The organism is Nocardia otitidiscaviarum (assembly GCF_007362295.1).
Classification (GTDB): domain Bacteria; phylum Actinomycetota; class Actinomycetes; order Mycobacteriales; family Mycobacteriaceae; genus Nocardia; species Nocardia otitidiscaviarum.
This window is the reverse complement of the sequence record NZ_CP041695.1, coordinates 5917315-5926868: the sequence shown is the minus strand read 5'-3', so window position 1 is coordinate 5926868 and position 9554 is coordinate 5917315. Positions and strand designations below refer to the sequence as shown.

11 protein-coding genes are annotated in these 9554 nt (G+C 65.9%); 7 read left to right on the top strand and 4 right to left on the bottom strand.

From position 1 onward, the window contains the following. Positions 1 to 78: 78 nt before the first annotated feature. Both FOH10_RS26680 and FOH10_RS26675 read left to right on the top strand, forming a co-directional pair. Positions 79 to 750, top strand: a complete 672-nt coding sequence (locus FOH10_RS26680) for a DnaJ-like cysteine-rich domain-containing protein (RefSeq protein ID WP_143982777.1) — start codon at positions 79 to 81, stop codon at positions 748 to 750. A gap of 38 nt (positions 751 to 788) precedes the next feature. Beyond that, a complete protein-coding gene (locus FOH10_RS26675) occupies positions 789 to 1343 on the top strand; it encodes a hypothetical protein (protein ID WP_143982776.1) in 555 nt (184 codons plus the stop codon). A 137-nt stretch (positions 1344 to 1480) separates the two neighbouring features. On the opposite strand, the gene FOH10_RS26670 is transcribed toward FOH10_RS26675, so the two are convergent. Together FOH10_RS26670 and FOH10_RS26665 are read right to left on the bottom strand one after the other, a co-directional pair. Next, complete coding sequence (locus FOH10_RS26670; protein WP_143982775.1) at positions 1481 to 1984, bottom strand: YbaB/EbfC family nucleoid-associated protein; 504 nt, start codon at positions 1982 to 1984, stop codon at positions 1481 to 1483. Between the two features lie 14 nt (positions 1985 to 1998). After that, positions 1999 to 2310 (bottom strand): hypothetical protein, encoded by a 312-nt coding sequence (locus FOH10_RS26665; protein ID WP_143982774.1) that lies wholly within the window; start codon positions 2308 to 2310, stop codon positions 1999 to 2001. Positions 2311 to 2624: 314 nt separating this feature from the next. Here FOH10_RS26665 and FOH10_RS26660 point away from each other — a divergent pair, with 314 nt between their 5' ends. Genes FOH10_RS26660 through FOH10_RS26650 form a run of 3 tightly spaced genes read left to right on the top strand, consistent with a single transcriptional unit; the run spans position 2625 to position 7565 of the window. After that, a complete protein-coding gene (locus FOH10_RS26660; protein ID WP_221937883.1) occupies positions 2625 to 3800 on the top strand; it encodes a DUF7373 family lipoprotein in 1176 nt (391 codons plus the stop codon). A gap of 31 nt (positions 3801 to 3831) precedes the next feature. Then, positions 3832 to 5694, top strand: coding sequence for a serine/threonine-protein kinase (locus FOH10_RS26655; protein ID WP_186000598.1), 1863 nt, complete (start codon positions 3832 to 3834; stop codon positions 5692 to 5694). Further along, positions 5691 to 7565 (top strand): serine/threonine-protein kinase, encoded by a 1875-nt coding sequence (locus FOH10_RS26650; protein WP_143982771.1) that lies wholly within the window; start codon positions 5691 to 5693, stop codon positions 7563 to 7565. Before FOH10_RS26655 ends, FOH10_RS26650 begins: the two co-directional genes overlap by 4 nt. Positions 7566 to 7572: 7 nt before the next feature. Here the strand turns inward: FOH10_RS26650 and FOH10_RS26645 are convergent, their stop codons facing one another. After that, a complete protein-coding gene (locus FOH10_RS26645; protein ID WP_143982770.1) occupies positions 7573 to 7779 on the bottom strand; it encodes a DUF397 domain-containing protein in 207 nt (68 codons plus the stop codon). Further along, entirely contained in the window at positions 7776 to 8663 is an 888-nt protein-coding gene (locus FOH10_RS26640) for a helix-turn-helix domain-containing protein (RefSeq protein ID WP_186000597.1), read from the bottom strand. The genes FOH10_RS26645 and FOH10_RS26640 overlap by 4 nt, the downstream gene beginning before the upstream one ends. A 174-nt stretch (positions 8664 to 8837) precedes the next feature. On the opposite strand from FOH10_RS26640, the gene FOH10_RS35005 reads away from it, so the two are divergent. Both FOH10_RS35005 and FOH10_RS26635 read left to right on the top strand, forming a co-directional pair. After that, the gene (locus FOH10_RS35005; protein WP_186000596.1) at positions 8838 to 9014 is read left to right on the top strand and encodes a hypothetical protein; all 177 of its coding nucleotides are present in this window, start codon (positions 8838 to 8840) and stop codon (positions 9012 to 9014) included. Then, positions 9011 to 9550, top strand: a complete 540-nt coding sequence (locus FOH10_RS26635; protein ID WP_143982768.1) for a hypothetical protein — start codon at positions 9011 to 9013, stop codon at positions 9548 to 9550. Before FOH10_RS35005 ends, FOH10_RS26635 begins: the two co-directional genes overlap by 4 nt. Positions 9551 to 9554: the final 4 nt, after the last annotated feature.

Genomic DNA, 9554 nt, shown 5'->3' with positions numbered 1-9554 from the left:
CGAGATCGACTGTGCCACAACGGGTAGGTGAACTCAACATGAACACCGTAGTGATAGCCTCCCGACGGAGGAGATGGCATGGGCGAGATTCCGGGAGCACGAGAGGAGCTCGACCGCCTGGGTCAGGCCCTGCGTGCGCAGCTCACCGAGCTCGTCGCCCGGCTGACCCCCGAGGCGGCCGATGATCTCTCCATGCCCGCCGAACCCAAGGTCGCCGACTGGCGCGAGCCGGAAGGGTACCGATACTCGGCGATCGTGCGTGGGACGCGCTCGGCGGATCCCGGGAGCGTGCTCGACCGCGCGAGCGAGCTGCTGACCGCCGCGGCGTGGCGGGTTTCCGGACCGGAGGACTCCGACGGGCGCGGCGCCATGGTGCTCACGGGCAGCCGTGACGGCATGACGATCGAGATTCGCGTCTGGGCGGACGCTCCCGGCGTGCTGTACAGCGCGCACACTCCCGCCGTCGCGCTCTACACACCGGAACCACCGGAAGCGCCCGAGCCGGTCCGCACACCGGATACGGTCACACCCGGCTATGTGCTGTGCTACGAATGCGACGGTCTGGGCTGGTGCCCGACCTGCGGTGGGCAGGGCTGGATCACCGGCGCCGACGGCGACCAGCAGCCGTGCCCGGAGTGCCTGCGGCAGCGGGTCTGCCCCATCTGCCGCGGCGCGGGACAGCTGTACATCACCGACCTGCGACCGGAGGAGCGCGCACTCTACGCGGAGCTGCGCGACGAGCCGCAGTAGGCTGCCCGGTGCCTGGTCGTCAGAGGAGGGGAGTGCCCGTGCCGGATGTCTTGCCGTTGGCGCGGACCAATGCCGAGGCACGGCTGTTCCTGGATCTGCAACCCTGCCCGGAATGCGGTGCGGGCAGCTGCGTCTTCCGCAGCGCGGTGGTGACCGTGGACGGCGTGCTGGCCAGCCGCTACACCGGCGACTGCGGACAGTGCGGTGCGCATCGGGTGTACGAATTCCGGCTGCCCGACGTAGTGCTGCCGCCGCCCGCCGATTCGGTGCGATTCGGTGCGGAGGATCCCTCGCAACTGCTGGACCCCGGTGTGTGGCTGTGGTACTCGGATATGTGTGCCCGCCGGGTCCCCGCCGACGGCGCGGAATTGGACGGCCGGGCCCGCCGCAGCGCCCGGCACACCCTGGCGACAGCGCTGGCCGCGGTCGACGAGGTGCTGAAATTCCTGCCGCCGAATGAGAACCGGGTGCCCGCGACGGCCTTCTTCTCCGCGGATGGCCGAGCGGTATACGACCGGGAGCCCGGACGCTTCACCCGAGAACGACTGACGGCCATCCGCGATCGATACGCCGCGACGCTGGCCCGCTGGTAGCACAGCCACCGACCACACGGGCGCGCCACTCGGACACCGCTAATTGGTCGATCGATCACGGGGAACTGGTGGCGGCGTCTGCCGAGAGGGGACCGCCACCAGTTCCCCCTCGCGGAGTCATCCATTCCGCGTGATCGTCACCAGGACCGGTCGGTCGCACCGGGGTTTCCTCGGGAACGCCACTCCTCGTATTCCTCGGCATCGGCGTACGTCGGGGCGTCGGCTTCCCGGTCTAGCCGTTCGCGAGCGTCCGGCGGTGCCATGGACGCGTCGGGGATGGCGGGCCGCTGATCTTCCAGATCGGGCAGTTCCTCGAGCAGTTCCGACAGCTTCGGCATCCTGGCCCGCCGATCCGCCAGCGGCCGCATCAACTCCTCGGTCTTGCGCGCCGCCTCCGCCGCCGCCTTCTGCGCCGCGCTGGTGACCGCCTTGGCGATCTCGGCATACGACAACTCGCCGACATGATCGGCGAATCGGGTAGCGATCACCGCGCCATCGGCATTGACGGTCACGGTGACCCGTCCGCCACCGGCCGTCGCGGCGGCGGTGAGCCTGGCACGCTCCTGCGCCGCCGCCCCGATGGCCCGCATCTGCTCGGAGAAACCCTCCAGCAGGGTCGCCGCATCACCTTCGCCGTACACGCCCCGCACTCCTACTAGAACCGGCCGGTATTGCGCTGTTCCATCAGCCGCAGATTCTGCGCGGCCTCGGTGAGCCCCTGCACCAGATTCCCGAACGAGCTGGACAGATTATCCGTTCCGGTAGCCATATTCCGACTCCCCGCCACGAACCCCTCGTCCCCGTCCGCGAACTTGCTCCCGAACTCGTCATCCCCCCACGCGGCCTGCCCCGCCGACACCGCCGCCCGTGCCCGCCCGGCAATCCCGGACAACCGATCCCGAATATCCCCCGCGATATCCGCGACCCCGTCGACCCGGTCCGGATCGACCTCAACCCGCTCAGCCATGGGATCCCCTCCGAGGTTCCGGCAGCCGTCCGCTGCGCGCGACAACACAGTGAGATCGACTGTGCCACAGCCGGTTGGTGACCACAATATGAACGGAGGGTGACGCACCGAACGTCCAAGCGGCACATCCTGGACCGGCGGCGCGGCGATCCGACGAATTCGGTGCGAAGCGGGGCACTCTCGGTCCGGGGGACGTTCCGCTGGAGTGGGGCGGAGCGCGGACTGCTGTTAGATTGACGCGGACTGGTCGGCATTCCGGCGGGGATCGAAGGTAGGAAGTCCGGTCGCTGGCACAGCGGCGGACCTAGGGGGAGATGCGGTTGCGGTACCACCGGCTTGCCGCCGTGGCGCTCGCCGCCACGGCCATTGTTTCGGCCGGGTGTTCGGACGGAAGCAAGGATCCGGCCCGGGATTTCGGTCCTTATCCGAGCGAGCGGATCGACGATGACTACGACGACCGTCCCAGCCGGGCGCGCGGGATTCTGGTGGAGTCGCTACGCCTCGGTGAGCACCTGGTGTACGCCGATGAGATCGACTCCGCGCTGACGGTGGGCCGAGGAGGCGGGGTCATCGCCAACCACACCGGAGTGGTGAGCATGATCTCCGGGCCGCAGCGCTCAGCCTTGAGCGATTATCCGGTGCTGGGCGCGTTCGGAGCCATCGCCGCTGATCGGGACTACGGCGGCGAGCAGACCGAGACCATGCTCTCGATCTCCCTCATCGCCCTGCCCGACGAACAGACCGCGGCAGCCGCGGCAGCCGCCATGGCCAGGGCCGATTTCGAGACCAACGCCGACAACGTGCCGGTCGCGGTAGACGCCTACCCGACAGCGCTGAGCCACTGGCGGCCCGGAGTGCCGACCATCGGCAGCTGGCTGACCTGGAAATCGGTGGTCATCCGCATCTACGCGCGCATGCCCGAGCCGAACCTGGAACGGCTCGTCGAGATGACGACTCAGGCATACCGCGCGCAGCTCGCGCACCTCGAGAACTTCGCCCCCACCCCGGAGGCCGAGCTGCCCACGCTGCGACTGGACCCGGACAACCTGTTGCCCCGGCTCGTGAAGACCGGTGATTACATACCCGACGATCGGGACTTCGCGGTCTACAGCCCGCGGACATTCGCGCTGCTGGTCGGCAAACCCACCGAGGCGCTCGCCGCGTACGCGACCCACGGGATCACCGCGATCGGGGTATCGCACAACAAGTTTCTGTTCCGCCTCGCCGACCCGGCGAGAGCGGACGAGGCGGTCGAGTATCTGGCGTCGGGCGACGAACAATTGGAATACGTCCCCATGTCCGGTGTCTCCGGCCTCGCGGGTGTGACCTGTTATCGGGCACAGCAGCCGTCCACAATGCAGAAGGAGGCTAGGCGATTCCGCTGCTTGATCGCGCGCGGTGATGCCGTCGCGCGGGTCTTCAGCAACCAGGAGAGCGACGTCCGTCAGCTGGCGGCGGCGCAGTACGCGGCACTGGGAGATGAACGGTGAGCGTCGCCTGCCATTTCGCGGAGGGAATCGCATGAAACCGCTGGGTCCCAAGGACCCGCGCCAGCTGGGGCGCAATCAGCTGATAGCCGTCATCGGACAAGGTGGCATGGGACGGGTGCTGCTCGGCCGCGCGCCGACGGGCAGATTGGTGGCCGTCAAGCAGATCCACCGGCACCTGGCAGGAGATACCGAGTTCCGTGCCCGGTTCGATCGGGAGGTACAGGCGAGTCGCCGGGTCGCCGGTGCGTACACCGCTGCTGTCGTCGACAGCGACACTGGCTCCGAGAGCCCTTGGCTGGCAACCGAGTACATCCCGGGTCCCGCACTCAAGACAGTGGTGGACGAATGCGGGCCGTTCACCCTGGGCGGTCTGCGGCTCCTGGCCACGGGATTGGCCTCGGCACTGGTGGAGATCCATCGCGCCGGTTTGGTGCACCGCGATCTGAAACCGGCCAACGTGCTGCTGGCGGCGGATGGCCCCCGCGTCATCGACTTCGGCATAGCCCGTGCGCTGGAAGCCGATCAGCAGCTGACCGCGACCGGCTCGGTCATCGGCTCACCCGCCTTCATGTCACCCGAGCAGGCGGAAGGCCGCAGCCTCACTCCGGCCGCCGATGTGTTCTCGGTCGGCGCGATCCTGGCCATGGCGGCGCGCGGCAGCAGCCCCTTCTCCGGCACATCCACCCCGCAGATCCTCTACAACGTCATGCATTCCGAGCCCGACACCACCGGTGTTCCGCCCGATATGCGCGCACTTGTCGAGGCGTGTCTGGCCAAGGATCCGGCGCAGCGCCCCACGGCGGAGCAACTGCTCGAGGTCGCCGGGCGGATCGCCGCCGAACCGGCGTGGCCGCCCGCGGTCCGCGAGCGTATCGCCGAGCATCAGGCCGATACCGACTGGTGGGTGGAGAAGGCCACACGGGAGATTCGTCACCGGGAACAGCTCGCGCGGGTGCGCGGCCGTCGGCGCGGCATGATCCGCGCCGCTGCCGCCGCTGCCGCGGGCCTGCTGGTAGTGGCCGGTACCGCTGCTGCCGCGCAAGATCTGGCACGTCAGCCCGGGCAGGCGGTGCCCATGACCGAGCCGTCATTGGCGCTGAGTGCGGAGGAATGGCGGCTGCTCGACCGGTGCGCGCTGCTGGAAGAGCCGGTGCTTGGGGTGCTCGGCACACTGGAAGACCAGGCGCCGGACAACCCTGAACTGTGCCAAACTTCCATTACCGATCATGATGGAGGGAAGGTTAACCTTAGCCTGTATTTCGGCTGGCCCTTGTCGGAATCTGCGGCGTCTCCAACCGGCAGCACGGTCGCGTGGATGCCGATCTTCAAGTCGGGACAGGGGGACGCGTGTTATCGCTCGGTTGTCGCGCAGAGCGGCGCACCCGTAGTGATCTCCGTGGATGGCCAGCTGGTGAGCGGAGACAGTTCGTGCGAGGAAATGGCTCAGCGGGCACTGATCGAGATCGTCAAGCGTCTCACCGTCAATCCGCCCTTCCGAAAGCTCCCCGCCGAGTCGGTATTTCGGATTGATCCCTGCGGAGTGATCGATCCGCAGCTTGCTCGTACGAGTGCTGGCGAGCCCGGACAGAAGACATCGAATGACCCGCACGAGTGCTGGGTGAGCGGCAGTGACTACTCCCTACAATTCGATCTGCTCGAAGAGGGACGTCCGGATCGAGAGAACCGTCCGTCCGTTCAACTGGGGGACGCGACGGTGTACATCAAGGATCGTGAGCAATACGGCTCCTGTGAACTCGCGTACATGGTGCGCCTGCTCGAGGGGATCGATGCCGAGGTAGCGAAGGTAAACGTCGTCAAACGTGACGGTGGGCCGGGCGCGTGCGAGGTCGGCAAAAAGATCATGGCCGCCGTCATACCGAGGCTCTCAACATGAAGCTCCAGCCACTAGCCGACGATGACCCGAACCATATCGGCCGGTACCGGCTGCACGGAGTGCTGGGTTCCGGCGGCATGGGAAGAGTGCTCCTCGGTATGGGGCCGGACGGCCGCTTCGTCGCAATCAAACAGGTGCATGCGCACCTCTTGGACGAGCCGGAGTACCGGTCCAGATTCCGCCGCGAAGTAGCGGCGACAGCACAGGTGTCCGGCGCATTCACGGCTCCCGTCCTGGATTTCGACGTCGATTGCCCGATCCCATGGTTGGCCTCAGTTTTCGTGGCCGGCCTGCCGTTGGACAAAGCCGTCACCCGGTATGGCCCGCTGCCGGTTCCGGCCGTGCGAGTACTTGCGGTCGGGCTGGCATCGGCATTGGAGGCCATTCATCGGACCGGTGTGATCCATCGAGATCTGAAGCCCGCCAATGTGATGCTGGCCGCAGACGGTCCCCGCGTCATCGATTTCGGGATCGCCCAACCGACCGAAATCACGAGCGAACTGACCGAAGCTGGTTCGGTGCTGGGATCACCGGCATACATGTCGCCCGAGCAGGCGCTGTCCCAACAGATCACACCTGCCAGTGACATCTTTTCGCTCGGTTCCCTGCTCGCCATGGCGGCGACCGGAGCCAGCCCGTTCCAAGCCCCTTCGCTGGCCTACACGCTGTTCAATATCGCGCACGCCGAACCCGAACTGGAACGGGTGCCACCGGAACTGCGAACGCTGATCGCGGCCTGCCTACACAAGGATCCTCAGTCCCGGCCCACACCGACGCAGCTACTCGACTACCTCGGGCACTCGGGGAGTCAGGGCCGCCCGTGGCCAGGAGCCGTACACGATGAACTCGACCGTTTAGCAAGACAACTGACAGAAATCGCTTCGGATCCGGAAGCGACACAGGTTATCCCTGCATCGGGTCGACAGCGTGCCACGGCGCGATCCGCACCCCCGGTAGAGAATCGTCGGCGATCAACGATCGCGCTTGCCGCGCTATCAGGGCTGGTCGTTGCGATGGTGGCGGCCACGGTGGTTTGGGCGGGTCGGACCGTCGAAGCGGAAGCTCCGGATATGCTGACCCGGTTTCGCGAAGCCGATACCTGTCGTTGGGTCCAGCAGGCGCTGGGGTCGGACCTTCCTCAAGAGGTGGCGGCCGGGTGGCCGGTCAACGTGACCGAGTGGTCTTGGCAGCCGACATCCACATGGGGATGCGGCGCGCAGGATGGTCAGCGGACCCTGCGGGTCGAGCCCGCTATGTCGCTGGATCTCGCTGAATTCGAACCCACGGGTGCCGCGATCGACGGCAAGCCGATAATGGCATTCGATGGCCAGGGTTTCTGTCGACGCAGTCTTCAGTTGGGTACCGCCGGGCGAGGCTGGGGCATGCGGACCACTTCGTCCGAGGCGGACAACTGTGCACTTGTCGAATTCGTGCTCACGCGAATGATGGAGGTCATCGACGCAATCCCGCGCAATCAGAACGCGGACCGATCTCTTGCTGGCGTGGACCCGTGCACCCTGCTGTCGCCCGACGACTTGAATCCACTGATCGGGCCGCTGCCGACCTCCCCCGCCTCGGTTGATGTTCATTCCTGTCTGTGGTCCGGCCGATCGGACATCAGTGTGAAGCTGCGACAGTACGACCCCGAGGACATGTCCGGTCAGTCAGTCGACCTGGGCGATGGACTGTCGGTCGTGGCTCCCTCACAAGAGTCTTCATACGGCTGCACTCGCATCTATGCCTATCGGGAGATAGGGGGCCGCACCGAGATACTGGAGGTACACGCTTCAGGAGGCTACAAGGAGACGGAGATTTCTTGTGCCGCAGCGGAATCCGCTATTCGGCTGGCAGTCGGAAACCTGCCCGCGTAAGCCCCTCCTACGGCAAGTCGAATTCGCTGCCCGCCAGCGCGGCAGTGAACGCGGCCCACGCTGCGCCGCTGAACCGCAGCGCGGGTCCAGAGGGGTGCTTCGAATCACGGACGGCAACTTGCTCACTCGCGAGAAACGCGACTTCTACGCATTCCTTGCCCATGGAGCTGCGCGTGCTCTTGTGCCAAACAGCCTGAGCTAGATCATTGTTCACGTCATGAACTCCTTCAACCGTTGCCGGAGCAAGGTTCGACTAGCGACGACGTCCAGAGCGGCACGGTGGATAGTCGCCCAGGCCGCGCTGTACTTCTGGACCTGCGACCTGCCCTCAAGGTACAGGTCGCCGGTGAACCCCTCCACGTAGACGACGGTCGGGTCGGCCGCCGTGGAACCGCCGTCAGCGCCGTAGCTCAGGATGACGAAAGGTCCGACGGGGCCGCCGACCGGGAAGCCCGAACTGAACGGAAGGACACGAATGGAGACGTTCGGTGAAGTGCTCAACTCCGCCAGGTGGCGCATCTGAGCGGCCATGGTCACCCTGTCGCCGACCTGAGAATGCACGACTGCTTCATGAAGCACAGCATCGACTACTACCGGTGACGCCCTTCGGGTGATGATCCGCTGACGTTTCATCCTCAGTTCGATACGCCGGGCTTGCTCTTCTTCGGTCGCGTATGGGAAATAGATCCGATCGAGAACACGCGCGTACCCGGCGTTTTGCAGCAGCCCGGGCACCAGGTCGGGTCGGTATATCTCGAGGGTGCGAGCTTCGTTCTCCAGTTCGATGTACACGTTGAAGCTCTCCGGGATGAGATCTCCGAAGCCGTGCCACCAGGTCTTCTCCGCACCCTGCTTGAACATCCCAGCCATGGCTGCGGTCTCGTCGTCGGTCAAACCCAGACTCCGGCACACGAGTTCGATATCGCGCTGCCGTAGACGGCCGACTTCGCCCCGTTCCAACCTGGACTGGGTGCTGACGCTCCAATCAGCCATCGCCGCGACCTGTCCCTGACTGAGATCCTGTGCCTCGCGTGCTCTGCGCAGGTACCGACCCATCTGCCGATGCGGCAGTGACGGTGTGGGCTTCTCGGTGACCATCGAAACTCCCATTGCGATTGCCGAACTGAGAAGTGCTTGTTCTCAGTCTGGCAATCCACCTGGGATGACACGCCGATCTCCAGAAATTCTCTGTTCGGCATTCTCCGTGCCGTTGTGAGCTGTTGTGCTGGATCCCTACTCACACAACTCTTCTCGACGCTTCAAGGAGTGGCCATGGTTCTCGACTCGTTGCAGGTTCTGCTCATGGTCTACAGCGGTCTGGCGGTCGTGCACGTAACGCTGGTGTCGATGGTCAGGCGGCACCGGCCAAGGGATCCAGAGGTGGAGAAGTGGACCGCCGCGGCGATCATCTCCCGAGTGCAGCACGAGGAAGCGGGCGCATCGCGATGAACACCGCGAAGTTCGAGCATGTGGAGAGCCGTACACACCAGGTGGCCGAAACGCTCTACCCCATCTACGAGTGCCGCGTCGATCCCGGCCCCCTGCCCGCGAACACACGCAACAGCGCGGCGGTCGCCAGGCTCCTCGAACGCATCCACGGCGACTGCGTCACCGCTTGGTGCCGTCCCAAGCAGCGTGCCCGCGAGGCCCTCGACCCGTTGGTCACGCCGATGCCGGAGTGGCGCTGCCCGATTCCCGCCGACGAGATCGAGGCGGCTGTCACAGCCGTCGACAAGGCGCGCGCCGCGCTGAAAGCCGCCGAGTCCGCGCACCGAGAGCGGCCATCGGCGAGCACAGACGCGACGAGTGCGGAAGCACTGGCTGACGCCTCGCATATCCTCAACGCCGCGATGAAACGGAGGGGTGATCTGTTGCGTCGTGCGTTACCCGAGGACGGCATCATTCCCATCCGCGTGGTCCGGCAGTTCCGTGCGTCCGAAGAGCATGTTTCCGCTCTGATCCGTGAGGTGACGGGGGAGCGGTAGGTGC